Origin of the sequence: Streptomyces sp. NPDC056160, from assembly GCF_042268205.1 — a bacterium.
In the GTDB taxonomy this organism is placed as follows: domain Bacteria; phylum Actinomycetota; class Actinomycetes; order Streptomycetales; family Streptomycetaceae; genus Streptomyces.
In genome coordinates, this window is the sequence record NZ_JBHJUW010000107.1 from 1 (window position 1) to 23,732 (window position 23,732).

Genomic DNA, 23,732 nt, shown 5'->3' on the forward strand with positions numbered 1-23,732 from the left:
CACGCTCACGCAGTTCGTCGGGGTACTTACGGGGAGCAGCCATGAGCGGCATCCTTCCGAGTCTTCGATGTCTCCATCAAACCCGGGGCGATTCAGTCGCCCACGAAGTTGCCGAGCTTGTTGTCCTGCGTCATCAGGTACGCGCCCTTGATCAGGATGCGTTCCTTGTTCTGCGGCTGGTTCTGGGACACCTGTGGTTCCTTTCGTGCCGTGGGCGGCACTGTGTTGCTTCTCCATCGAGAGAGGGATGGCGGGGCGGGTCCGCGTCCGGTCCGGACGCGGGCGCGGGCGCGGACGTGGACGTGGATCACTTCGCATTGGTGTCACGAGGGCGTCGGGAGGCAATCCAGACGGCGCCGAACGTGAGCAACGCACCGAGGACAGTGAGGGCGGAGGGGGACCGACTGCCCGAAGGGACCAGGAAGTCCAGGGCGATCGAACTGGCGAGCTGCCCCGCGATAGAGGCCATGCTCAGCAGCAGGACACCGATCCGGCGCACAAGGAACGCCGAGGCACCGATGAACACCACGCCGCACAGACCACCGAGGTAGACCCACAAGCTGGTGGGCAGGGGGCCGCCCGCGGACCCCTGCACGAGTGTCTTCACCCCCCAGGCTGCGGCGAGGAACACCGCACCGACAAGGAAGTTGAGCCAGGTCGCTGCGAGTGGCGAGCCCGACGCGGCCGTCGTCGCTCCGTGGAGGGCCTGCTGCACACCGAGGAGGAAGCCGGCGGCGATGGCGGCGAGGGCCGGCAGGATGATCGTGGCCGGCGCGAGGGTGTCGGCGAAACGGGGCAGGGCGGACACGACTGCGGCCACCAGGATGACGGCCGCTCCCGTGAGCCGGGCAGCGCCTGGGCGCTGCCGCGGGCCGCCGCCGATACCCCGGCTGTCCACGATCAGACCACCGAAGGTCTGGCCGGCGATGGCCGACACTGTGAACACGGCGACTCCAGTGACCAGCGCGGCGGTGGACTGGGCCAGGGCGAACGTGCCGCCGAGCACACCGGCCAGCAGGTATCGGCGGGGGAGCCGGCCATCCCGTGAAGCGCCGGCCGGGCTGCGCAGTGCGCCGCGTAGCCCGGGAGAGAAGAGCGCGAGGAGAGACAGCAGGACCAGTCCACCCGAGAAACTGATCGCCGCCGCGGCGATGCCGTCGTCGAGGCGATGACTCAGCTCGCCGTTCAGACGGGCCTGTACCGGCACCACCATGCCGGCTGCGATGGCTGCCACGACGGCCAGCGAGCCGCCGCGAGGCACGGACGCCGACTGGGGACCGGGCCCAGCAGGACGGCGATGACCTGACCCGGTTGGAGCGGTGGGAGTACTCATGTCGAAGTTCCTCAAGAAGGGTTGCGGCCGGGCAGGGCCCGCCCGGCCCGGCCGCTGATGGCCGGTCGGGTCCCACCTGCGGCGGGACCCGGGGCACGGGTCTTTCTCAGAAGTCAGTACGCGCGATGTCGTCGAGGACCGACGGTCCCGTGGGGGCCCAGCCCAGGACACGCCGGGCCGTGTCGCCCGAAGCCTGCTGGTCAAGGAGAAGGGCCTCGCCGAGCAGGCCGAGCCGGTCGAGCGTCTGCACGACGGGTTCGGGCTCGACGCGTCCGGCCAGGCCGACAGAGCGGCTCACCATTTCGGTGATCTCCCGTACGGTCGGGTTCGTACCGCCGGCGCCGATGAAGTACGAACCGGCCGGGGCCTTCTCGAGCGCGAGCACGTAAAGCTCGGCCAGGTCGTCCACGTACACGGTGCTCCAGTGCTGGTCACCGGAACCGATCATGGTGAGCGCCGGGGTGTTTCCGGTGGTTCGAGGTCCGGCGGCGACGAGGTTCAGCAGACCGCCGCCGTGGCCGTACACCACTGCCGGTGCGATGACCGAGGTCCGGACGCTCTGCGCGTCGCGCACGAGCTTGTCGAGCGGCACCCGCCAGGCGGTCAGTCGCGGAGCGTTCATTCCGGACGACTCGGTGATCGCCGAACCGCTGCCGTGCAGCCAGACGCCGGTGGTGTGCACGAACGGCCGGTCCGTGTTCCGCAGCGCGTGCAGGAAGCTGGTGACGGCGACCTCGTCGACGGTCGCGCTGGTCTCGTCGCCCGGCGACGCCAGGTGGATCACGCCGTCGCTCGCAGTCGCGAGTTCCTCCAGGGCGTGGCCGTCTGCCAGGTCGGCAACCGCAGGCTCGGCGCCCTTGGCCCGCACCGAGTCGGCCTTCTCGGCTGAGCGGACCAGGGCAGTGACCTGGTGGCCCCCGGAGATGAGCCGATCGAGCACCGCGGCTCCGATGTAGCCGGTGCCGCCGGTGAGCAGTACGCGCATGGTCATCCTCTTTCGCTGACGTTTCCTGGTCCGGGCGTTGGCCCGCACGACAACGGTCGCCCGGCCCGGCTATCGTGTCCAACGAATGTTTTCGAATGCTCAATCGGATACGCCGATGAATGAGGCAGGTGTGGATCAGAAGCGGCTGGAGTACTTCATCACCGTCGCCGAGGAGCTGAACTTCACGCGGGCGGCCCAGCGGCTGCACGTCACTCAGTCCACACTCTCGGCCGGCATCAAGACCTTGGAGCACGAACTTCGGACCGAACTGCTCCTCCGCTCCACGCGGGCGGTCAGACTGACGGAGGCCGGCTCGGCGTTCCTCCCCGAGGCACGGACCGCGATCGAGGTACTCGACCGGGCCCGGGCGGCAGTGGAGCCGCTCTCCACGGGGCTGCGAGGCAGCCTCACCGTGGGCGTCCTCAGCGGGCTGACGGTGATCGACGTACCCGCGCTGGCCGGTGAGTTCCACAGCCGTCATCCCGAGGTCCGGTTGCGTACCGTGACCTCCCAGCGGGGAACCTCCGGGCTGATCGAGCGGATCAAGGAGAGCCACGTCGACGTGGCCTTCGTGGGAGCCGACATCAAGGACGAGCACCTCAGATCGAGGGCGATCAAGAGGTACGAGGTCCAGCTGCTGGTCCCCGCCGATCACCCACTGGCCCGCCGGAAGAGTGCGCGGCTCAGAGACATCGCCGGGGAAGCCTTCGTCGACATGCCCGTCGGTTTCGGGCAACGTCAGATCGCGGACGAGGCGTTCACGAAGGAGAAGTTGTTCCGGCGGGTCCTCATCGAGGTCTCGGACATCACCACGATCGCGGATTACGTGGCGCACGGCCTGGGCGTGGCGCTGTTGCCCCCGGACTTCGCTGCGGCGGCCGGGGACGCCGTTCGTACCGTCCCCCTCGCGGACGCCCGACTGGCCTGGACGCTCAGCGTGGTCGCCTCCGCGACGCGTCCGCCGACGCGGGCGCTGCATGCCTTCCTCGACCTGATCCCGCACCACATCCGGCGCGACCGCGTGTTCTGAACGGACGTCCCGGCCGTGTCCGGATCACTTCCCGAGATCCACCGGGCTCGCATGGGCGGGGTACTTCCTCATGACTGGTGACCCGGTTGAAGAGGTTCATGGAGATCGCGACGCGGGTGCCCATATCGAGGTTCACCTCGCCGTAGGTCGGACGGAGGACCAGAAGAGCGCAGTGAGGCCGCGACGGTCGGCGGGGGTGAGCAGGGCGGCCCACTCCGGTTCACCGAGCACGTCCTGGAGCATCAGTGCGATCGAGGGCTTCCACCCCCGTGCGCGACTCTCGCACGGCCCGCAGCCCGTCGACCGCCTCCTGTCGGCCGGCCTCTGCTCCTGGTCGACGCGCTCGGGGTCGACCGGCTCGGGCGCGAGCAGCTGCTCGGGCATCGCCGCCTGCTGGTGCCGGGCGACGTCGTACGCCCGGCCGCGCGTGGCGACGGTGGAGCGCAGCTTCTCGCGGACCGCAGCGCCGGCGAGGGAGGCCCGTTCGTACTGCAACGGCACGCGGGTATCTCCCACTCCCCCGGCCTCAGCCCCGGAGGCCGGGGCGCGGCGGGTGTGCTCGGGTCGGCTGGTGGCTGCCGGTCGGGGCGGTGGTGGGCGGGCGCCGGCAGTCGGGGTGAGGTCGGCCGGTGACCAGCGGACGGTGTAGAGGCGGTAGGGAGGGCATCGGGCCACGCAGTGTCTTCGGCTCGCTGATGTCCACGCAGTAGGTGGCGAGCGCGGCGTCCACGATGTCCGCGTCCAGGCCCGGCTCGCGGCGGCGGCCGCGCAGGACGGGAGCGAGGTGACGGCGGGCTCCGGTGAGCAGGTGCCGGCGGTGGAACCCGCCGCTGCTGTTCGTCACGAACACTGTCGCGGCGATGTCGACCACGGCGGCGACCCGGGCCAGACCGTCCCGGCAGACACCCGCTGGCAGCGCCCCCGACCCTGCCGTCCGTGCGGAGTTCGTCTGCGCCGTCCGGTTGAGGGCGGGCCGCGCCCCGGGCGCAGCCGCTCCGGCCGGTTGCATCATGCCGGGCGGCGAAGGCGAACCAGCGCGGAGCGCCTGGTCGCCGCCCGGCACAGGACCAGCCATTCAGGCTGACGACGGACCGGTCCCCGGTCGGGGGGGTGCCCCTATGTCTTTGGTCAAGGGAAACGGGGGTGCGTCGAGTCGGTGAGCCGGGGCAGCATGGCGGGGTGGCTGATCTGCTGTGGGATGACGTGAAGTGCTTCTTCGACCCGGACTTGATGGGGTCGCTGCCTGACGTGCGTGTCCCGGATGCCTCGGTGGAGGACTGGCAGGCGGTTCTCGATCTTGTCGCGGAGAAGGGCTGGAAGTGCCAGTACTCCGAGGGAGAGACGGTGCTTCCAGTGCCCCGGGCAGAGGCCGTGCTGTCCCGTCCGGAGGATGCCGAGTGCCCGGACCTGCGGGTCTGGCCGACTGCAGATGTATTGGCGATCTTCCGCTTCCATGCTGCCGATGAAGTCGACTTCGACGTCAACCTGCGGGAGTTGCAGGGCCAGGAGCGACTGGATGTGTTCTGCAACTTCCTCCGGGAGATCGGCCGGCGGCTGGGCAAGCCCGTGCTGATGGACCCGGAGGGCGACGATGGCCATCCGGTGATCGGCTTCGACGTCGAGGCTGATCGAGTCGTCCTCCTCGCAGACGCGCAGGTCAGGTGACTGCGGCCGACGGCTGCGGTTCATAGAAGGTTCCGTCGCGGAGCATCGCGAACAGGACGTCGGCCCTGCGGCGGGCGAGGCAGAGCAGGGCCTGGGTGTGGTGCTTGCCCTGGGCGATCTTCTTGTCGTAGTAGGCCCGCGATGCCGGGTCACCCAGAGCGGCGAACGCGGAGAGGAAGAAGGCCCGTTTGAGCTGCTTGTTTCCTCTCCTGGAGGGCTGTTCACCGCGGATCGACGACCCGGAACTGCGGGTCGCGGGTGCGAGTCCGGCGTAGGCGGCGAGGTGGCCGGCGGTCGGGAAGGTGCTGCCGTCGCCGACCTCGATCAGGATGCGGGCTCCGGTCCTGACGCCGATGCCCGGCATGGACGTCAGGACCTTCGAAAGAGGGTGGTCCTCCAGCAGTTCCTCGATCCGCCCGGCCAGCAGCTTGCGCTGATCGAGCACGGCGGCGAGCGATCCGGCCAGACTTGGGACGATCAACGCGGCCGCTTCGGTCCCCGGAACGGTGACGGTCTGCTCGTCCAGCGCGGCGAAGATCTCCTCGACCAGCCGCTCGGCCATCCTCGGCGCCTTCGGCCGCAGCAGCGTGGCCAGCCGCCGACGGCCTGCCTTGCGTATCTGTGCCGGTGAGCCGAACCGCTCCAGCAAGGCCAGGACGGCCGGGTGCTGCAACCGCGGTCCCAGGACCCGTTCCAGAGACGGATGGATCTGGGTCAGCAGTCCGTGCAGCCGGTTGGCGACGCGGGTGGCCTCGCCGGCCAGGTCGTCGTCGAACCCGACGATCATCTCCAGCTCGGCGATCGTCTCGTCCTCGCCGTCGATCGCCCGCAGCGTGTGCGGCATCGCCCGGGCCGCGTCCGCGATGATGAACGCGTCTCTCGCGTCGGTCTTGGCCTCGCCCGGGTAGAGGTCGGCGATCCGCCGCATCGTCAGGCCCGGCAGGTAGGCGACTGGGCAGCCCATGTCCCTCGCGACCGCCAGGGGCAATGCCCCGATTGAGGCTGGTTGGTCGACCACGACCAGCACCGTTCCGTGCTTGTCCTGGAGTTTCGCGAACAGCTCGCGGAGCTTGGGCTCGGTGTTGGGCAGGCGCTTGTCGAACGCCTTCTTCCCGGCCGGGGTGACGGCGGTGGCGTGGTGTTCGCCCTTGCCGACGTCCAGGCCGAGGAAAACGTCGATGTCGCCGATGTCGATCACGTGCAGGCACCTCCATCACGCTTTCGTCCGGCCTTGCCTGGGCACCGAGCTGCCACATCCACGTTACGGAGAGCTCTTCCGGCTCAGGTGAAGCCGGTGCTCAAGCCCCTCATCAGCGGTCCGTCGATGCCTCCGGACCCGGTGACACCACCCCCCGGATCATGAACAACAAGGGGGGGAAGTCATGCCGGACCCGAAGGCCGGAGCCCCATTGCGGAGCCACGAAGAAGGTAACGGGGGGGCCGGCGTGACCGGCGGCAGATGGAACAGGATCGCCGCGGCGACGAGGAAGGCGATCGCGTTGCCGGCGACCGTCAGTTGATAGGCGGTGAGCGTGCTGAGCTGCACCACCCAGCCCGCCAGCACGGCACCGGGGGGAGATGCCGAAGTCGGTCACCGCACGCGGATAGGCCCGGAACTCGGAACTCCTGCGGCCGGTCCCCTCCGTAGTGCCGGATGAGCGGGGAGCGGACGGCTGTCCCGGCTGTCCTCGCCCCGGCGGCGGCGCAGACCGCGGACCAAGAACAGCCAGAAGGTGTCCGCCCGCCAGTACGAAGCAGCTGGTGGCCGGCGCCTGGACAGTGAACGTCATCGCGTAGACGCCGCGCGCGCCGTGCCGGTCCGCCAGATGACCGACGGTGACGCCCAGGACCAGCGCGACCACACCGGCCATGCCGAGTCCGAGCCCCACCTGACCTGCCGGAAGGTGGACCGCCTCGGTGAAGTAGAGCACTACGGCCGCCAGATGGAGGCCGTGGCCCATGGTGTGGACGAAGTTCGTGGCCGCGAGGACGCGCTGCGGCGAGGTGTCCGGACCGGGCGGGGCCTGCGGGACTCCACGGCACAGGCGGAGAAGCGGGGGCCCGGCAAGCCTGTGGCACGCCACTCGCGTCACCAAGAGTGCTGCCCCGGCCGCCCCGCCGCCCCGGCTGATCAACCGATGGGCTCAGCCACGATGAGCTGGAACCGCTCGAAGGACAGCTTCACGGTGTTGTGCTGAGCAGTGGCAGTTCCGAGTGACCTGCCGGTGAACGGGTCGGTCAGGCGGTACCGCGTGCGGCCCAGGCCGCGCAGCTCGACCGTCCCGTCCCACTGGTCGGCGTAGAAGGCGTAGTGGAGGGTCCGCTTCTTGGCCACGACATGCGCCTCGGGCTTGTCGAAGCCGATGTCGTACAGCTCACCGCGGTACTCGCCGGTGGACAGCATGTTCTTCTCGTACAGGGACACCCACTTGCGCCAGAGGACCTCCTTCTCCGGAGTGAGGTCGGTCGCCTTGTCCGGGGCTCCGGTTCCGGGGAGGGTGAACTTGGTCGACAGGACGGCTCCGACCCCGTAGGAGGACGCGAAGTCGTTCCCGCCGTCGCTCAGTTCGACGTGGTCTCCGGCGTAGCTGCTGCCCGCGCCCATCAGCGCCTTCATCGACTTGCCCTTGCTCCGGACCTGGTAGGACGACTCCGGGTCCGAGCTGGGGTACTGGTCGACGTAGGGCAGGTTGTGGAAGGCGAAGGCGGTGCCGCAGGGGCAGAGCTCGACGAGGGCGTCGGGGTTCGCCTCGCGCGCGGCTTCGTGGATCGCCTTCCAGAACAGGGCCAAGCCCTCGGTGGATTCCTCGGGGCGGGCGTGCCTGTGCTTCGGGTTGTAGCAGGGCGCGACGCTGTTGAGGTGCTGGCCGTCGATCTTGAGCCCCTCGTAACCCCAGTCGCCGATGAACCTCTTCGCCTGCTCGACGAAGTAGTCCACCGTCGGCTGGTAGGCCGGACAGAGGGTGTAGGCGTCCCACCAGGTGACGTCCTGCTTGTTGCCGTCGCGGTCCAGCAGCAGCATGTCGGGCCGGTCCCGGAACAGGTTGCTGTCGGGGTCCGCCGCCAGCGGGGCCCACCACAGGCGCGGCCGCAGACCGGCGTCCCGTATCTCCTTGGTGAAGGCCCGCATGTCCGCTTCGCCGCGCGGGAACTTCGCCGTGTTGATGTCCCAGTCGCCCTCGTTGGTCTGCCAGCCGTCGTCGAGCGCGGCCCAGCGCAGACCGACCTCGTGTGCCTTCGGCAGCGTTCCGGTGACCTGCTCGGTGGCGAAGCCGCGCTCGTAGCCCCAGGCACACCAGATGGGCTCGAAGGCCGAGGCGGGGACCTTGGGGGCGCGCTGGCCGATGTCACTCATGTAGTCGCGGTACCGCTGGAGCGGTACGAAGTGGTCGCCCGGGAGGGCGGTCAGGAACGTGGTGTCGGTGCTGAACCGACGGCCCGGCTTCAGGATGCGGGCGGTGTCGTCCTGGATGGCGATGCTCGCTCCGGCGTCCGTCTTGCGGACCGGCATGCGCAGGACCGTCGCCACGGGCTCGACATGTCCGACGGACAGGCCCGCGTCCCGGCGCCAGACGGTCGCCAGCGGGGTGCCGCCGCCGTAGTCGGAGGAGTCCATCCCCAACGAGTTCTCCTGGACATAGCCGTCCTTCACCGGCCTCACCCAGTCGCGGCGGTCCGTGTACGTGGTACCGGAGAAGGTGTAGAAGCCGCCGGGAGTCTCCAGGAGTTCGTGGGCTCCGTTGCGCCACCCGGTCACCTTCAGCGCGGTGGAGGACCTGTTGGTGTAGGTCACCTTCATCACGATCATGCCGGTGAGACGCTCGAAGGAGGTCAGCACGACCGTCTTCTGTACGCCTTCCTCGGACGTGCCCTCGATCGTCACCCGGACGCCCGCGCCGTGGCGGGGGTGCCGGGTGTCGCGGGTCCGGTGCCCGCGGTAGGCGAACGCGTCGATGGCCTTACCGCCCACCAGCAGGGCTTCGCTGGCGTCGAAGCGGGTGAGGTCGACGCCCTTGAGCGCCACCCGGCTGCGCAGTCGGTCGTCGAACTCCAGGGTGATGGAGGTGTCGCCGACTCCGACGAGGTCAGGATCCGAGTTCGGTGCGGCGGCCGCGGGTGAGGCGCCCATGGCCACGGCGGGGAAGGCTGCCAGGCCGGCACCCCCCAGCGCCACCTTCAGTACGCTTCGCCGGTTCATGTCCGTCATGTCGAACTCTCTTTCGGTCGTGCGTGCCCGACTGGGGCAGCCGCCTTTTGTCCGTCGTTGTGGATCGTCGAAGTCGAGCCGCACGCTCGCGACGAAGCGACCGTCCGTAAGGCTGGTCGATGCTGGTCTACTACCGGTTCACAGTGGGTCGGCTGAGGTCGGGGGACGGCGTATGGTCCGAACGGATACCCCACCAGTGCGAGGTCGCCTCCGGCGGCAACGCGCGGGCATCCTCGGTGAGCTGCGACAACGCTGCCTCGATCACCGGCGGGTGCCCGGGGCACGGCGAAACGGAAGGTTGCTCGAGGGCGACTTCTTCATCATCGGGTGGCCTGCTTCGAGAACGTAAGCGGTCTTCGAGTGGCATGTCAACGAGAGGTTCCTGGACGAGGGTTCGCGCCGTCGATCAGATTGGTATGCTTCTGGTATGACAGATATGAGAACGTCGATGCCCAGAGGCCTGTTCGGTGACGACGTCCTCCCGTTGTACGAGCGCACGGCCACGCGGTTGCTCGACGATCTGCGCGCCGCTGCCGCCCGTCCCGGTGACCGGCTGCCCTCCGAGCGGGCTCTGGTCGACCGGTACGCCGTGTCGCGCGTGACGCTGCGAGCGGCCCTCGCGCAATTGGAGTCGCGAGGCATCGTGCGGCCGTCGTCGTCGCGCGGGTGGTTCGTCGCCGAGCTCGGTCTGCTGCCCGAGGCGACGACGACGTCCGCCTCGGCGGCCCCGCAGGTCCAGGGGTTCGCCGACTACGCGCAGGTCAACGGCTTGACGACGGCCGGCAAGGTGCTCTCCGCCACCGTCCGCCCGGCCACGGTGTCCGAGGCCGAGCAGCTCCGGATCGCTCCGGGCGCCGACCTCTTCGACCTCCACCGACTGCGCTTCCTCGACGGTCTGCTCGTCGTGCTGGAGCACAACCGGCTTCCGCTGGCGGCCTGCCCCGCCCTGGCCGAGACCGACTTCAATACGGCCTCGCTCTACGCCACCCTGCGCGCCGCCGACCCGCCGCAGCTGCCCCGCATCGCCGACTATTCGGTCGAGGCCCGCCACCCGACGCCACGGGAGATCGAGCTGTTCGAGATCGGGGAGACCATGCCGATGCTCGTCGCGACCCAGCTGACGTCGAACCAGGAATCACGCCCGATCGAACTGACCGTCCAGGTCTACCGGGGGGACCGCTACCGGTTCCGGGCCTCCATCACCAACCAGACTTGAACGATCACCAATCGGACCTGGACGATCGCTGCGGATCAGCCGGTACGACTGCAATACCAGATGCATACCAGAATAAGACTGTTGACGACCCCAAATAAGACCAGTACTGTCCGGAATGAGCCGCAGGCCATGACGGCGCACTGGCTCGAGATACGCGTTGAGTAAGGGGTTGGCAATGCAGAGCCCATTGAGCGAGGTGGTCCGGCGTCACAAGGCCGGACAGCCGCAGGGCATCACCTCGGTGTGTTCGGCTCATCCGCTGGTCATCGAGGCAGCCGTGGTGCAAGCACGGGAGACCGGCGGTCATGTACTGGTGGAGGCGACCTCGAACCAGGTCGACCAGTACGGCGGTTACACGGGCATGCGGCCCGCTGACTTCCGCGACCTCGTGTACGGCATCGCCGCCGAAAGTGGTCTGCCACTGGACCGCGTGATTCTCGGCGGCGACCACCTCGGACCGAACCGGTGGCAGTCCCTGACGCCCGACGAGGCGATGGAGCGGGCCGACGCCCTGGTCGCCGCATACGTGGCGGCGGACTTCACCAAGATCCACCTGGACTGCAGCTTCGCCTGCGCCGGTGACCCCGTACCGCTGACCGACGACGTGGTCGCCGAACGCGCCGCGCGGCTGATCCGGGTGGCCGACGAGACGGCCGGCCCCGAGCGGGCCGAGCGGATCCGGTACGTGATCGGTACCGAGGTGCCCACACCCGGCGGCGCGCACGAGACGCTCGACGCGCTCGTCCCGACCACGCCCGAGGCGGCGCGTACCACTCTGGAGCAGCACCGCAAGGCGTTCGCCCAGCACGGCATCGACGAGGTCTGGCCGCGTGTCATGGCCCTCGTGGTCCAGCCGGCCGTCGAGTTCGACCATGTGCAGGTCGTCGACTACCGGCGCGAGCTGACCGAGGAGCTGCGCAAGGTCCTCGACGACGAGCCCACCATGGTCTACGAGGCCCACTCGACCGACTACCAGACCGCCGAGGCGCTCACCGCGCTGGTCGAGGACCACTGGGCGGTCCTCAAGGTGGGCCCCGGGCTGACCTTCGCCCTGCGCGAGGCGCTGTTCGCCCTCGCCGCGATCGAGGACGAGCTGGTCCCGGCCGCCGAGCAGTCACGCCTTCCCGAGATCGTCGAGGAGCGGATGCTCGCCGAGCCCGCCAAGTGGGAGGGCTACTACCCGGGCAGCGCTGCCGAGCAGCGCCTCGCACGCCGCTACAGCTACAGCGACCGGATGCGTTACTACTGGCCCGACCCTGAGATCGAAAAGGCCCAGGCCCGGCTGATGGACAACCTCTCGGCCGTGGACATCCCCCTGCCGCTGCTCAGTGCCCACCTCCCACTCCAGTACGCCCGCGTCCGCCACGGCGAGCTCGCCGCCCGGCCGCGCGACCTGGCCGTGGACCACGTCCGCGACGTTCTGCGCGACTACGGCCGCGCCTCCCACCCCCACCTTATGGAGCATGTGTGACCACGCCCTCCGGCACCCTGTCCCTGGACGACGGCGCCGCCCACACCGTCCGCGAGATCACCCAGCAGCCCGCCCTGTGGCGCGAGGTCGACCGGATCGTCGCGGCCTCCCGGGAGTCGCTGGACGCCTTCGTGCGTCCGCTCGTCGCCCGCGGTGACCTGCGCGTCGTACTCACCGGTGCCGGCACCTCCGCGTTCGCCGGCCAGGTGCTCCAGCCCGCCCTGGCCCGGCGCCTGGGACGCCGCGTCGACGCGGTCCCCACCACGGACCTCGTCGCCGACCCCCGCGGCTGTCTCGCCGAGGACGTTCCCACGCTGCTGGTCTCCTTCGCGCGCTCGGGTGACAGCCCGGAGTCCGTGGCCGCCACCGCCCTGGCCGACCAGGTCCTCTCCGAGGTGCACCACCTCGTGATCACCTGCAACGAGCAGGGCCGCCTGGCCCGCGAGCACGCGGAGCTGCCGAAGTCCCACGTACTGCTGATGCCGGCCGCGTCCAACGACCGCGGTTTCGCCATGACGTCGAGCTTCACGTGCATGACGCTCGCGGCACTGCTCGCTCTCGGCGGCAGCGCCAACGACGGGGTCGCCGAACGCCTGGCCGAGGCGGTCGAGTCGATCTGCGCGAGCGACACCGTGGACCGCACCGTCGGCGCCCTCGTGGCCCGCACGCCCGAGCGCATCGTCTTCCTGGGCAGCGGCCCGCTGAAGGGCCTCGCCGAGGAGTCGGCGCTGAAGGTGCTCGAACTCACCGGTGGGAGGCTCATGGCCGTCTCGGAGACCTCGCTGGGATTCCGGCACGGTCCCAAGGCGGTGCTCAACGACCGTTCGGTCGCCGTGGTGTACATGTCGAACGACCCCTACACCCGCAAGTACGACCAGGACATCTGCGCGGAGCTGCGCGGAAATCTTCCCGCCGGCAGCGTCGTCACAGTCTCCGCGGGCCCCGCCGCGGAAGCGGACGGCAACGACGCCTGGCCGCTGCCGGGCCTCGACGGCGTCGAGGACGCCGCCCTGGCGCTGGCCGCTGTGGTGTACGCCCAGCTCATCGCCCTGCGCGCCTCCCAGGCCCAGGGCCTGCGGGCCGACAACCCGTTCCCCTCGGGCGAGATCAACCGCGTCGTGCAGGGCGTGACCCTGCACTCCTTGCACAACTGATCAAAGGCATCAACGGCGCGGATCCAGGGCGCCGGACGGAGGTACAACGATGTTCCTAGGTGTCGACGGTGGCGGTACGAAAACCGCATTCTGCCTGGTCGACCGGGGCGGACAAGTCGTGGCGCGAGCGCAGGCGGCAAGTTCGTACTACTTCTCCCACGGCATCGAGCTCGTCGAGCGTGTGCTGGGGGAAGGCGTCGACGCTGTCTGTGCGGCGGCCGAGCTGACCCCCGCCGACATCGAGTTCGCCTTTTTCGGCTTGCCCGGTTACGGGGAGGCGGCCCGCGATCTGCCCGTCCTGAACGCGACCCCGCGAGCCGTGCTCGGACACGACCGCTACGCCTGCGACAACGACATGGTCTGCGGCTGGGCCGGGTCACTGGGCGCGGTCGACGGCATCAACGTCATCAGCGGCACCGGCTCCATGACCTACGGCGAGCGGCTGGGCCGGGGCGTGCGCGTCGGTGGCTGGAGCGAGATGTTCGGCGACGAGGGATCGGCGCACTGGATCGCGGTCCGCGGCCTCAACGCCTTCTCGCGGATGGGCGACGGACGGCTCCCCCAGGGCCCCCTGGCCGAGGTGTTCCGGCGCCACCTGGATCTCGCGTCCGACCTCGACGTGATCGACGTCGTCCACAACCAGTGGCAGGGCGACCGCAGCCGGATCGCCGCGCTCAGCCGCTCGGTGGCCGAGGCGGCCGGTCTGGGCGACGAGGCCGCCTCGGCGATCCTCGCCGAGGCCGGCCGGGAACTCGCCCTGCTCGTCGACGTCACCCGCGAGCGGCTGGAGTTCGGCCCGGACGAGACCGTACCGGTCTCCTACTCGGGCGGCACCTTCGGCGCTGACGCGGTTCTGGAGGCGTTCGCCACCGGACTGAAGAGTCGTTTCACCCACTACGAACTGCGACACCCTCTGTACGAGCCCGTCGTAGGCGCCGCCCTGTACGCGGCGAAAATCGCCGGAACCCCGCTCGACCAGCCCGCGCTCGACGCGCTGCGCATGGCCTCCGGGATCTCTGCCTCAGGAGGGGAAGACCGATGAACAAAGGCACGAAGAGCTGGATCCTGTACGCATCGCTGCTGGTCCTGTTCTGGGGTGTGTGGGGCGCCTTCTCCAGCGAGCCGAACAGCAGGTACGGCTACCCCAACGAGATGATCTACATCATCTGGGCCTTCACGATGCTCATACCCGCGTACTTCGCGATGCGCGGCAACACGTTCGACCGCCGGCCGATCGCCGCCGTGTACGGACTGACCGCGGGACTGACCGGCGCCGGCGGCCAACTCCTGCTGTTCCACGCGCTCGCCAACGGCCCGGCGTACCTGATCTTCCCCCTGGTGTCGCTCTCCCCGGTGGTCACCGTCCTCATGGCGATGGCGCTGCTGCGGGAGCGGATCAACCGGCTCGCCCTGGTGGGTGTCGTCGCGGCACTGGCGGCGATCGTGCTGCTCAGCATTCCCAGCGGCAAGGACGACTCGAACTCGCACGGCCCGTGGCTGCTGATGGCCATCCTGATCTGTGTCGCCTGGGGCGTGCAGGCGTTCTGCATGCGCAAGGCCGCGGTGGTCGGGGTCAACGACGCGACGACCTTCGGCTGGATGACCATCAGCGGACTGCTGCTGGTTCCGGTGGCGTTCGTGATGATGGGCGACTTCCCGTCCGACGCTCCGTGGCAGGCGCCGGCACTCACCGCGGTGACGCAGGTCCTCAACGCGGTCGGCGCGTTGTTCCTGGTCATGGCGTTCAGCCGGGGCAAGGCCACGGTCGTCGCCCCCATCACCAACGCGCTGGCCCCGGTGCTGACCATCGTGCTGTCCCTGGCGGTCTACCGGACGCTCCCGAACGTGTGGGGCGCCCTCGGTATCGTGCTGGCCCTCGCGGGTTCGACCCTGATGGTCTACAGCGACGAGAAGAGCGGCGAGAACTCCGTGGCCCCGGGCGCGGCGGACGAGGGCGCGGGCCTGAGTCCGGCCCCGCAGAAGTCCTGATCGCCCCCATTGTCCGTACCGGCCGAACCACGTAGCGGTACGGGCCGACACCGGCCCGTACTCACCGAACCGACATGAAAGCGAGGGGACACCTTCATGCCCCTGGTTCCCACGCGCGAACTCGTCTCGAAGGCCGCCGCCGCAGGCCGGGCCGTCGCGGCGTTCAACGTGATCACGCTGGAGCACGCCGAGGCGATCACCGCCGGCGCGGCCGCCGCGGGCGCCCCGGGGGTGATCCTGCAGATCAGCGAGAACGCCGTACGGTTCCACGGCGGCCGGGTCGAGCCGATCGCGCGGGCCGCGGCCGAGGTCGGCAAGGCCTGCGACGTCGACGTCGCACTGCACATGGACCACGTGACGGACATGCGGCTGCTGCGCACGGCGGCCGACGCGGGGTTCTCCTCCGCGATGTTCGACGCCGGGGCGCAGCCGTACGCCGAGAACCTCGCCGCCACCCGCGCCGCGGCCCAGTGGGCCCACGGCGCGGGCCTGTGGCTGGAGGCCGAACTCGGCTATGTGGGCGGCAAGCCCGACGCTCCCGCGAGCGCCCACGCGGCCGGGGTGCGCACCGACCCGCAGGAGGCGGCGCGCTATGTCGCGGACACCGGCGTGGACGCCCTGGCCGTCGCCGTCGGCAGCAGCCACGCGATGACCGAACGCTCCGCGACCCTGGACCACGCGCTCATCGAACGCCTGCGGGAGGCCGTGCCCGTACCTCTGGTGCTGCACGGTTCGTCGGGCGTCGGCGACGACGATCTGCGACAAGCCGTTCAGGCGGGCATCGTGAAGATCAACATCGGTACCGCTCTCAACGTCGCGTTCACCGGTGCGGTCCGCGAGACGCTGGCGGAGCGCCCCGACCTGACCGACCCCCGCCCCTACGTCGCCCAGGGCCGGGAGGCGATGGCGGAGACGGTCCGGGTCCTGCTCGGTGTGGTGAGCGGCTGAGCGGGGCCGGCGCTTTCCCCGCACCTGATGTCGTCTGGCTGAGCGTTGTCCCGCGAACGCTGGCCGGGGCGAGCACCGGGTGCTGAGCGGGATGCTCGCGAGACTCTGACACAGGAGCTACGGCAGCCTGCGGACATGTCAGAGCCGCGTGTAGATGCAGGCCGTCACCACGTCCTCCGGTTCCACTACGCCTTGCCGGACTGAGCTTGTTCAGATCAAGCCCAGACGTGGTCCGATCGTGCCGGGGCACCCACTGCGGGGGCCCCGGCTCCGTCGGGAGAAGGAGATCGCACAGGCAATGGATCACCCGTCCCGCTCTCCGGGTACCGTCAGGGTATGAGTCATCCGCACCCCGAGCTGAAAGCCGCCCCACCCCTTTCCGAAGGGGGGCTGCGGGTCATCGCCCTGGGCGGCCTGGGTGAGATCGGCCGCAACATGACCGTCTTCGAGCACGCCGGCAAGCTGCTCATCGTCGACTGCGGCGTGCTGTTCCCCGAGGAGACCCAGCCCGGCGTGGACGTGATCCTGCCGGACTTCACCTCGATCCGGGACCGGCTGGACGACGTCGTGGCCGTGGTACTCACCCACGGCCACGAGGACCACATCGGCGGCGTCCCGTACCTGCTGCGCGAGCGGTCCGACATTCCCCTCGTCGGCTCCAAGCTGACGCTGGCGTTCCTGGAGGCCAAGCTCAAGGAACACGGCATCCGACCGCGCACGGTGCGGGTGCGGGAAGGCGACCGGCGCGGCTTCGGGCCCTTCGACTGCGAGTTCGTAGCGGTCAACCACTCCATTCCCGACAGCCTCGCGGTCGCGATCCGCACCCGGGCCGGGATGGTGCTGCACACCGGCGACTTCAAGATGGACCAATTCCCTCTCGACGACCGCATCACCGATCTGCGCGCCTTCGCCCGCCTCGGCGAGGAGGGCGTGGACCTGTTCCTCACCGACTCCACCAACGCCGAGGTACCCGGCTTCACCACCTCCGAGCGTGAGCTGAACCCGGCGATCGAGCAGGTGCTGCGCACCGCGCCGCGCCGGGTCATCGTCTCCAGCTTCGCCAGCCACGTGCACCGCATCCAGCAGGTCCTGGACGCCGCCCACCAGCACGGCCGCAAGGTCGCCTTCGTCGGCCGGTCGATGGTCCGCAACATGGGCATCGCCCGTGACCTGGGCTATCTGAAGGTCCCCTCCGGTCTGGTCGTGAGCACGAAGGAGCTGGAGAGGCTCCCGGACCACAAGATCACTCTGGTGTGCACCGGCTCCCAGGGCGAACCGATGGCCGCGCTGTCACGGATGGCCAACCGCGACCACCAGATCCGCATCGGCAAGGGCGACACCGTCCTGCTCGCCAGCTCCCTCATCCCCGGCAACGAGAACGCCATCTACCGGGTGATCAACGGACTCACCCGGTGGGGCGCCCACGTGGTCCACAAGGGCAACGCCAAGGTGCACGTCTCCGGGCATGCCAGCGCCGGCGAACTCGTCTACTGCTACAACATCGTCAAGCCCCGCAATGTCATGCCCGTGCACGGCGAATGGCGCCACCTGCGGGCCAACGCCGACCTCGCCATCCGTACCGGTGTCGACCCCGACCGGGTCGTCATCGCCGAGGACGGCGTCGTCGTCGACCTCGTCGACGGGCGCGCGTCCATCACCGGCAAGGTCCCCGCCGGCAACGTCTACGTGGACGGCATGGAAGTCGGCGGCGCCACCGAAGCGTCCCTCAAGGACCGCCTCGCCCTCGCCTCCGAGGGCGTGGTCACGGTGGTGGCGATCGTCGACGCGGACACCGGCGCCCTCGCCGAGGCCCCCGACTTCCTGGCCCGGGGCTTCGTCCACGACGACGCCACCTTCGAGCCGGTCGTCCCCGTCATCGAGAAGACCCTGGCCACCGCAGCCGAGGAAGGCGTCGGGGACGCGCGCCAACTCGAACAACTCCTGGCCCGCGCCGTGGCGAACTGGACGTTTCGCACCCACCGCCGCAAGCCCCTCATCATCCCCGTCATCATCGACGCCTGAGCCACAGCCCGGCAGCACGGTCCCCCGTCCGGCCGCGGTACCGCCCGGGACGGACTTCCCCGGCGGTACCGCCTCAGCGGCGGCCAGAAGCTGCCCCAGATTCCAGATCCCCGCCGCCCTCGGCGACCTCGTCATCCAGTACATCCGTCACGCCCGCTCGCGGTTCTCTCTTCCGGCAGGGCCCGGTCGACGCGTTGAGCACGCCTGAGCTACGGAACGGCGATGGGGTCCCTGGGCGGCCTCGTCCGTCGGCGGCGCACCGGTCGCGGCGCATCGGTCGCCTCGGGTTTCGGGCGTTCTGATCAGGCTGATGTCTTCGGCTGATGCTCGCCGCCCTCGGCGCGCAGTTGCTCATTGATGCGCTGGGCCTCTTCGAGCTGGTCTTCGAGGATGATGATGCGGCAGGCGGCCTCGATGGGGGTGCCCTGGTCGACGAGTTCGCGGGCGCGGGCGGCAATGCGCAGTTGGTAGCGGGAGTAGCGGCGGTGGCCGCCTTCCGAGCGCAGGGGGGTGATCAGGCGGTGTTCGCCGAGGGAGCGGAGGAAGGCGGGGGTGGTGCCGAGCATCTCGGCGGCCCGGCCCATGGTGTAGGCGGCATAGTCGTCATCGTCGAGAGGGTCGATGGGACGGGAACTGACAGGGGGCATAGACCTCTTCTTCCAGGGGACGCGTCGGGGGGCCCGGATGCCATACGGCACCCGGGCCCCGAGCTTTGCAACACCATCTACCGGCACACTGCGCCGGTCTTCTGTGTCCGCAGGTTCCGCCCACGAGGGCGGGGCTGCGGGGATCGCGGATGCGTGACCGGGGACCACCTTCCAATCCGGGGCCTGCGGTACCCGGGCGGACTGACTCCTCACCCGGGCGATCCTGATGGCGTTCGGCTCCTTACCTTCGGTTACTCGGTTGTACAGCTGGATACCGCGGGTACTGCTCACGGCCCTTGCGGGGCCGCGTCCTGCTTGACCTGCTTGCGCGGCAGTTCGTGTCTGCCGTGCCCTCTTCGACTTCCTCGGTACGACGAAAACAGTAACCCCGTGGCGGGCCAATGTCTACTGTAGTCATGACAGTTTTTCTCCAGGGAACGTGCGTCGGCTTCTACCGCAGGTACACCAGGAAGAGTGCTCACTCCAATTGCGGTCCTCCACTTCCCGTACAGCAGTCCTCGGTGAGGCCGGCCCGGTGCTCGCCCACGCCGAAGACAGGTCTACGCGTCTCGCGGCACCCCGCCGACCCGCCCGAGACCACTGCACGGAGTGGACCGGCGGAGTTGCCTGTCCAACCACAAGCCCGGCTGCCGCCTGAGAGAATCGCCGGGTCAGGTCAGAAGCCCGGACCCTGGTGGCGGGTTCGTCGACGGTCGCCTGCTTCTCGGCGCGCCGGGAGCCGACCGTCCGTACCGCACGTCAGCGCTGCTGGGCGGGGCCGCCGCCGCGAGACTGTCCGTCTTCCGCCCCACCGGAGCCGGCCGGCCCCGGTGGGGCGCCGCCGGGGCCGCGGGACACCGCCGGTTTGACGGGCGGCCCGATCGGGATACCCATCGCACATGATCCCCTCCCGGGTCGAGGAGACCCTGCCGGAGCTGGTCCCCTTCCTCCGCGCCGTGCAGGCGCGGCGACCCGACGACGGCACCTGGTGCGAGGCGTGGACGGTGCGGGACGTCCTGGTCCACCAGACGGGCAACGCCGAGGAACTGGCCCGGGTGCTCCAGGCGTACCTCGCGGGAACACCTGTGGAGACCAGGGGCTTCGAGCGGGAGGCCCCGTACCGGCGGCTGTCCGACCCGGAACTCCGGGCCGCCTTCCTGGGCCACTGCGAACAGCTCGCCGAGACCGCCGCTGCCGCCGCGCGGGACCTGTCCCCGCACGCGGAGGTCATGTGGACCGGCCGGACCGTGAAGGTGCCGTTCTTCGCGGAACACATGCGGGAGGAGCTGATCCTGCACCGCTGGGACCTGACCGGCGACGACCCCACCGCCGTGCGGGCGCTCGGCGAACCGTGGATGACCGAGCACAGTGTGGTGTCGGTCGGCCGCCCGCTGCTGGCCCGGGGCCGCGCCGGACTGGACCTGGGACCCGGCGACGGACCGTTCGAAGGACGGTTGCGCACGCCGGGCACGGACGACGTCGTCGTGCATGCTGACACCGGCGGCGACGGGTGCAGCATCCGCCTGGCCGCTCCCGAGGGTCCCGCCACGATCGAGAGCGACGCCGCCACCCGGGTGCTGCTGCTGTGGGGACGGCGCCCCGCCGACCCGTCACGCTGGCGCAGCAGCGCCGGTCCGCAGGCCCTGCACCGGGTACGGGCCCTCCTGAGCGGGTACTGAGAGGTGTGCGCCCGTGCGGCGGGGAAGCCGACAGCCAGGGCGTTCGCACGCGGTTTGACGTGGACGTCCTGGTGAACAACGCCGGGATCACGGACGGCGTGTCGGCCCTGGCCGACGTGAGCGACCCGAGTGGGAGCGGGTCATCAGGGTCAACCTGGCCCCCCTTCCTCCTCGCCCGTGCCGTACGGCCGCACACGCCGGCAGCAGGCCGCGGCACCATCATGAACACCGCTCCGGGGCCTTTCTGCGCGGCAGCGCGGCGGGCGGCGTCCAAGCACGGTGCGTGGGACGGACGAAGTCGCTGGCGGTGAGGTACCGCGAGAACGCCATGCGCTCCAACGCCATCTGCCCGGGCGGCGCCGCGACCGCCATCACGGTCGATGTCGACCGGACGGCGCACGGCCCGTCGGTGCTCGGACCGCACTTCGCCAACCGGCCGCGTGCCACAGCCGGAGGAACGGGCCGCGGCGATCCTGTTCCTCGCCTCGGAGGCCGCGAGCAAGAGGTCGACTTCTCCCGTTGTTTCGTCCAGGAATCTGCGATTGGTGTGGCTTTGCGGGGTCGCGCCAGGAGATGGTGTTCTCGCCGGTGAGGCGGCGGGCCATGAGGTCGGTCATGGCGCGGTGGATCACGGCTTCGGAGCGGGCGGAGAGAGTTTCGCAGTAGCGGGCGAGGCGTCGGTGGAGCATCAGCCGGCCGTAGGTCCGCTCGACCGCCCACCGTTTCGGGACCGGGGTGAATCCCCTGGCCCCAGGGGTGCGGGCGGTGATTTCCATGTCGATGCCGAGGGTGGCTGCGCGCTCGACGAGCTGCCGGCGGTTGCCACCGTCCACCCACACCCTGCGGATGCCGGGGTGGTCAGCGGCAACCTGGTCCAGGAGCCGAGTGGCGGCGACGGAGTCCTGCACACTCGCCGCTCGCGGGCGAGGGCCAACCGGGTCACCATGCACGTCCAAGCCTCCCGGCGCCTTCGTGCGGCAGCCTCGGGCGCTGCCGCACGGGTGAGCCGCTGGTGTCTACTGCCGGTGGCCGTAGTGGGTGCGGCGCAGGGCGATGACCGCGGCGTCGTCGTCGAGTCGGCCGCCGGCGTGCGCGATCAGGTCGTGCCGCAGAAGATGTACCAGTTCGTCGGGGCGGCGGGCCGCCCACTGGCCGACCCGCTCGGCGAGTGGGTAGAAGGTGCCGTCGGCGTTGCGGGTCTCGATGACGCCGTCGGTGTAGAGCAGGAGTGTGTCGCCGGGTTCGAAGGAGAAGACGTCGACGGTGTCATCGGTCGGCCCCAGGCCGCCGACCCCGAGGGGGAGTGCCGGATGGAGCGCGACCGTGCCGGCGCCGTGGGAGCTGAGCAGCAGCGGTGGCGGGTGCCCGCAGCTGATGACCCGGGTGATGTTGTCCTCATCGGGGATCTCCACCAGCAGAGCGGTGGCGAAGCGTTCCTCGGCTTCCGCGGTGGGCCCCAGGTGGGCCAGGTTCCGGGTGACGCTCTGTTCCAGGGCGGCGGCCAGCTTCGGCAGAGTGGCGTGCTGGTGGGTGGCTTCGCGGAAGGCACTGATGAGCAGGGCCGCCTCGCCGATGGCGGGCAGGCCTTTGCCTCGTACGTCGCCGATCATGACGCGGGTGCCGGCTTCGGTGGGGGTGGCGGCGTAGAGGTCACCGCCGATCTGGGCGTCGTCCTCGGCGGCCAGATAGAGCACGGCGATCTGCACGCAGCCGAGCTGGTCGGGCAGTGGCCACAGCAGTGCGTGCCGTGTGGCCTCGGCGATGGTCCGCATGCGTGCCAGCTGGTGGCTGCGGCGCTCACGTATGACGCAGAAGATGACGACCATGTCGGACAGCACCGCCAGGGCGAGGATCTGCACCAGCACGTTGCGTGTCGTGAGCACGTCGAAGTGCCAGCCGATGTACGCCTGCGCACCCACGGCGAGCAATCCGATCAGGGCGGTCACCCCGGCATTGGCGAAGTAGGCGGTGATGGCGGGAGCGACGACCAGCAACGGACTGAGGTGGACGTCCTCCGGCACAAGCTGATCCACCGCCGTGATCACCACGATCAGTGCGACAGGAATCGCCAGCAGCGCATGACTCTGCGTCCCTCGGTGCGGCAGAAAGTCTTGCTTGATCCGCACTTTCCTCATCTTGCCATGGGTACAGCCGGCACGCGAGCGCTTCGCGCCTGCGGCCCGGCGTGCTCGCGCGCCGCCTATTCCTTGGTGGGAAGTACCGGAAGAGGGTCGGCGTGGAGACCTCGGCAGCCGCCGCGATTGCCGTTGACCGGGACGCGGTCGAAGCCGTGCTCCGGGAACAGCGAGATGGCCGCGTCGGCGATGGCGTCGCGCGTCCGCGCCTTCTTGCGCGCCCGCAGCCCCGTCGACTCGTTCACCCGCCCATTGCAAAATTCATGACTGAGTTGCTTTTTTAACCTAGTAACGTTTTCATGGGCGGCATGAACCGCACAGACATTCCTCCCGTGCTCGTCACCGGGGCGACGGGCCGGATCGGCCGCGGCGTCATCGACCGACTACTCGACGCCGGCGTGCCGGTCCGCGCCCTTGCCCACCGTTTTGAGTCGGCGGCGTCGCTGCCGGCGAAGGCCGAGGTCTTCACCGGTGACCTCACCGTGCCCGAGTCACTCGACCCGGCATTGAACGGCGCCGGTGCGGTCTTCCTCGTCTGGACCGCCCCGCCTCAGACCGCCGCGCCAGTCATCGAGCGGCTGGCAGCCCACGTACGGCGGGTCGTCTTCCTCTCCTCCCCGCACCAGACGCCGCACCCCTTCTTCCAGCAGCCCAACCCCATGGCGGTGCTGCACGCCGGCATCGAGCGGCTCATCGCGGCCGCCGCACTCGAGTCGACGGTCATCCGGCCGGGGATGCTCGCGTCGAACTCGCTGGCCTGGTGGGCGCCCGCGATCCGGGCCGACGAGGTAGTCCGGTGGCCCTACGGCGCTGCCGAGACGGCACCGGTCGACGACCGCGACGTGGCAGCCGTCGCGGCACTGACCCTCTATCAGGACGGGTACGACGGAGGCGACTACGTCCTCACGGGCCCCCAATCACTGGCCCAGGCCGCACAGGTGGATGTCATCGGTGACGCCCTGGGGCGCCGGATCGCCTTCCAGGAGATGACGCCGGACGAGTTCCGAAGCCTGTCGGAGGGTACGGCGCCCAGCTCGGTCATCGACATGCTGCTCGCCGCATGGAGCGCGGCGGTCGGACAGCCCGCGTACATCACCACCGCGGTGGCCGACATCCTCGGCACGGCGCCGCGAACGTTTCGCCAGTGGGCCACCGACCACGCCACCGCGTTCACGGACGGTCCGTAACCTCGTCGGAGGCGACCTGCGCCCTGGGCCGCACCCCCTCAGACGCCGTCGCCCCGGCCTCCGC

20 protein-coding genes and 2 pseudogenes are annotated in these 23,732 nt (G+C 69.9%); 12 read left to right on the plus strand and 10 right to left on the minus strand.

All coding sequences use genetic code 11. The features are described 5' to 3' along the window. Positions 1 to 307: 307 nt before the first annotated feature. Positions 308 to 1,261: a DMT family transporter gene (locus tag ACFC02_RS30665; RefSeq protein ID WP_376364285.1), complete on the minus strand. Its 954-nt coding sequence runs from the start codon at positions 1,259 to 1,261 to the stop codon at positions 308 to 310. Between the two features lie 178 nt (positions 1,262 to 1,439). Then, complete coding sequence (locus ACFC02_RS30670) at positions 1,440 to 2,318, minus strand: NAD-dependent epimerase/dehydratase family protein (RefSeq protein ID WP_376364288.1); 879 nt, start codon at positions 2,316 to 2,318, stop codon at positions 1,440 to 1,442. A 130-nt stretch (positions 2,319 to 2,448) separates the two neighbouring features. Between ACFC02_RS30670 and ACFC02_RS30675 the strand changes: the two genes are divergently transcribed. Next, on the plus strand, positions 2,449 to 3,348 hold the full coding sequence (locus tag ACFC02_RS30675; protein WP_376364290.1) for a LysR family transcriptional regulator: 900 nt from the start codon (positions 2,449 to 2,451) through the stop codon (positions 3,346 to 3,348). A gap of 132 nt (positions 3,349 to 3,480) precedes the next feature. Here the strand turns inward: ACFC02_RS30675 and ACFC02_RS30680 are convergent, their stop codons facing one another. Both ACFC02_RS30680 and ACFC02_RS30685 read right to left on the minus strand, forming a co-directional pair. Continuing rightward, entirely contained in the window at positions 3,481 to 3,849 is a 369-nt protein-coding gene (locus tag ACFC02_RS30680) for a hypothetical protein (protein WP_376364293.1), read from the minus strand. Positions 3,850 to 3,874: 25 nt separating this feature from the next. After that, positions 3,875 to 4,360 carry a hypothetical protein gene (locus ACFC02_RS30685; RefSeq protein WP_376364296.1) on the minus strand — a complete coding sequence of 162 codons (486 nt, stop codon included), beginning with the start codon at positions 4,358 to 4,360 and terminating at the stop codon, positions 3,875 to 3,877. A gap of 167 nt (positions 4,361 to 4,527) precedes the next feature. Between ACFC02_RS30685 and ACFC02_RS30690 the strand changes: the two genes are divergently transcribed. Then, positions 4,528 to 5,013: a hypothetical protein gene (locus ACFC02_RS30690; RefSeq protein WP_376364299.1), complete on the plus strand. Its 486-nt coding sequence runs from the start codon at positions 4,528 to 4,530 to the stop codon at positions 5,011 to 5,013. On the opposite strand, the gene ACFC02_RS30695 is transcribed toward ACFC02_RS30690, so the two are convergent. Both ACFC02_RS30695 and ACFC02_RS30700 read right to left on the minus strand, forming a co-directional pair. Beyond that, positions 5,006 to 6,211, minus strand: coding sequence for an IS110 family transposase (locus tag ACFC02_RS30695; protein WP_376364302.1), 1,206 nt, complete (start codon positions 6,209 to 6,211; stop codon positions 5,006 to 5,008). The two genes, ACFC02_RS30690 and ACFC02_RS30695, sit on opposite strands and share 8 nt — an antisense overlap. A gap of 933 nt (positions 6,212 to 7,144) precedes the next feature. Further along, positions 7,145 to 9,220 (minus strand): glycoside hydrolase family 36 protein, encoded by a 2,076-nt coding sequence (locus ACFC02_RS30700; RefSeq protein ID WP_376364305.1) that lies wholly within the window; start codon positions 9,218 to 9,220, stop codon positions 7,145 to 7,147. A gap of 427 nt (positions 9,221 to 9,647) precedes the next feature. On the opposite strand from ACFC02_RS30700, the gene ACFC02_RS30705 reads away from it, so the two are divergent. The 7 genes from ACFC02_RS30705 (at position 9,648) to ACFC02_RS30735 (ending at position 18,020) form a co-directional block, all read left to right on the plus strand. Next, complete coding sequence (locus tag ACFC02_RS30705) at positions 9,648 to 10,436, plus strand: GntR family transcriptional regulator (RefSeq protein WP_376364308.1); 789 nt, start codon at positions 9,648 to 9,650, stop codon at positions 10,434 to 10,436. Between the two features lie 175 nt (positions 10,437 to 10,611). After that, a complete protein-coding gene (locus ACFC02_RS30710; RefSeq protein ID WP_376364311.1) occupies positions 10,612 to 11,907 on the plus strand; it encodes a D-tagatose-bisphosphate aldolase, class II, non-catalytic subunit in 1,296 nt (431 codons plus the stop codon). Continuing rightward, positions 11,904 to 13,061 carry an SIS domain-containing protein gene (locus tag ACFC02_RS30715; RefSeq protein ID WP_376364314.1) on the plus strand — a complete coding sequence of 386 codons (1,158 nt, stop codon included), beginning with the start codon at positions 11,904 to 11,906 and terminating at the stop codon, positions 13,059 to 13,061. The genes ACFC02_RS30710 and ACFC02_RS30715 overlap by 4 nt, the downstream gene beginning before the upstream one ends. Positions 13,062 to 13,110: 49 nt before the next feature. Next, the gene (locus ACFC02_RS30720) at positions 13,111 to 14,103 is read left to right on the plus strand and encodes an N-acetylglucosamine kinase (RefSeq protein WP_376364317.1); all 993 of its coding nucleotides are present in this window, start codon (positions 13,111 to 13,113) and stop codon (positions 14,101 to 14,103) included. Further along, complete coding sequence (locus ACFC02_RS30725; RefSeq protein ID WP_376364319.1) at positions 14,100 to 15,050, plus strand: DMT family transporter; 951 nt, start codon at positions 14,100 to 14,102, stop codon at positions 15,048 to 15,050. Before ACFC02_RS30720 ends, ACFC02_RS30725 begins: the two co-directional genes overlap by 4 nt. 96 nt (positions 15,051 to 15,146) lie before the next feature. After that, on the plus strand, positions 15,147 to 15,998 hold the full coding sequence (locus ACFC02_RS30730) for a ketose-bisphosphate aldolase (protein WP_376364322.1): 852 nt from the start codon (positions 15,147 to 15,149) through the stop codon (positions 15,996 to 15,998). Between the two features lie 336 nt (positions 15,999 to 16,334). Continuing rightward, positions 16,335 to 18,020, plus strand: a complete 1,686-nt coding sequence (locus ACFC02_RS30735; RefSeq protein ID WP_376364325.1) for a ribonuclease J — start codon at positions 16,335 to 16,337, stop codon at positions 18,018 to 18,020. A gap of 302 nt (positions 18,021 to 18,322) precedes the next feature. Here ACFC02_RS30735 and ACFC02_RS30740 read toward each other — a convergent pair whose 3' ends face one another. After that, positions 18,323 to 18,667 (minus strand): MerR family transcriptional regulator, encoded by a 345-nt coding sequence (locus tag ACFC02_RS30740; protein ID WP_376364328.1) that lies wholly within the window; start codon positions 18,665 to 18,667, stop codon positions 18,323 to 18,325. Positions 18,668 to 19,566: 899 nt separating this feature from the next. Here ACFC02_RS30740 and ACFC02_RS30745 point away from each other — a divergent pair. Further along, the gene (locus ACFC02_RS30745) at positions 19,567 to 20,346 is read left to right on the plus strand and encodes a maleylpyruvate isomerase N-terminal domain-containing protein (protein ID WP_376364331.1); all 780 of its coding nucleotides are present in this window, start codon (positions 19,567 to 19,569) and stop codon (positions 20,344 to 20,346) included. Between the two features lie 59 nt (positions 20,347 to 20,405). Then, positions 20,406 to 20,846: pseudogene (locus ACFC02_RS30750) on the plus strand (SDR family NAD(P)-dependent oxidoreductase); the annotation flags it as partial. Between the two features lie 27 nt (positions 20,847 to 20,873). Here ACFC02_RS30750 and ACFC02_RS30755 read toward each other — a convergent pair. The 3 genes and pseudogenes from ACFC02_RS30755 to ACFC02_RS30765 form a co-directional block, all read right to left on the minus strand. Next, positions 20,874 to 21,263 (minus strand): annotated as a pseudogene (locus tag ACFC02_RS30755) (IS5/IS1182 family transposase); the annotation flags it as partial. Between the two features lie 99 nt (positions 21,264 to 21,362). Continuing rightward, positions 21,363 to 22,379, minus strand: coding sequence for a PP2C family protein-serine/threonine phosphatase (locus ACFC02_RS30760; protein WP_376364334.1), 1,017 nt, complete (start codon positions 22,377 to 22,379; stop codon positions 21,363 to 21,365). Positions 22,380 to 22,546: 167 nt separating this feature from the next. Next, positions 22,547 to 22,726, minus strand: a complete 180-nt coding sequence (locus ACFC02_RS30765) for a hypothetical protein (protein ID WP_376364337.1) — start codon at positions 22,724 to 22,726, stop codon at positions 22,547 to 22,549. Positions 22,727 to 22,789: 63 nt separating this feature from the next. Between ACFC02_RS30765 and ACFC02_RS30770 the strand changes: the two genes are divergently transcribed. After that, positions 22,790 to 23,668: an NAD(P)H-binding protein gene (locus tag ACFC02_RS30770; RefSeq protein WP_376364340.1), complete on the plus strand. Its 879-nt coding sequence runs from the start codon at positions 22,790 to 22,792 to the stop codon at positions 23,666 to 23,668. Positions 23,669 to 23,732: the final 64 nt, after the last annotated feature.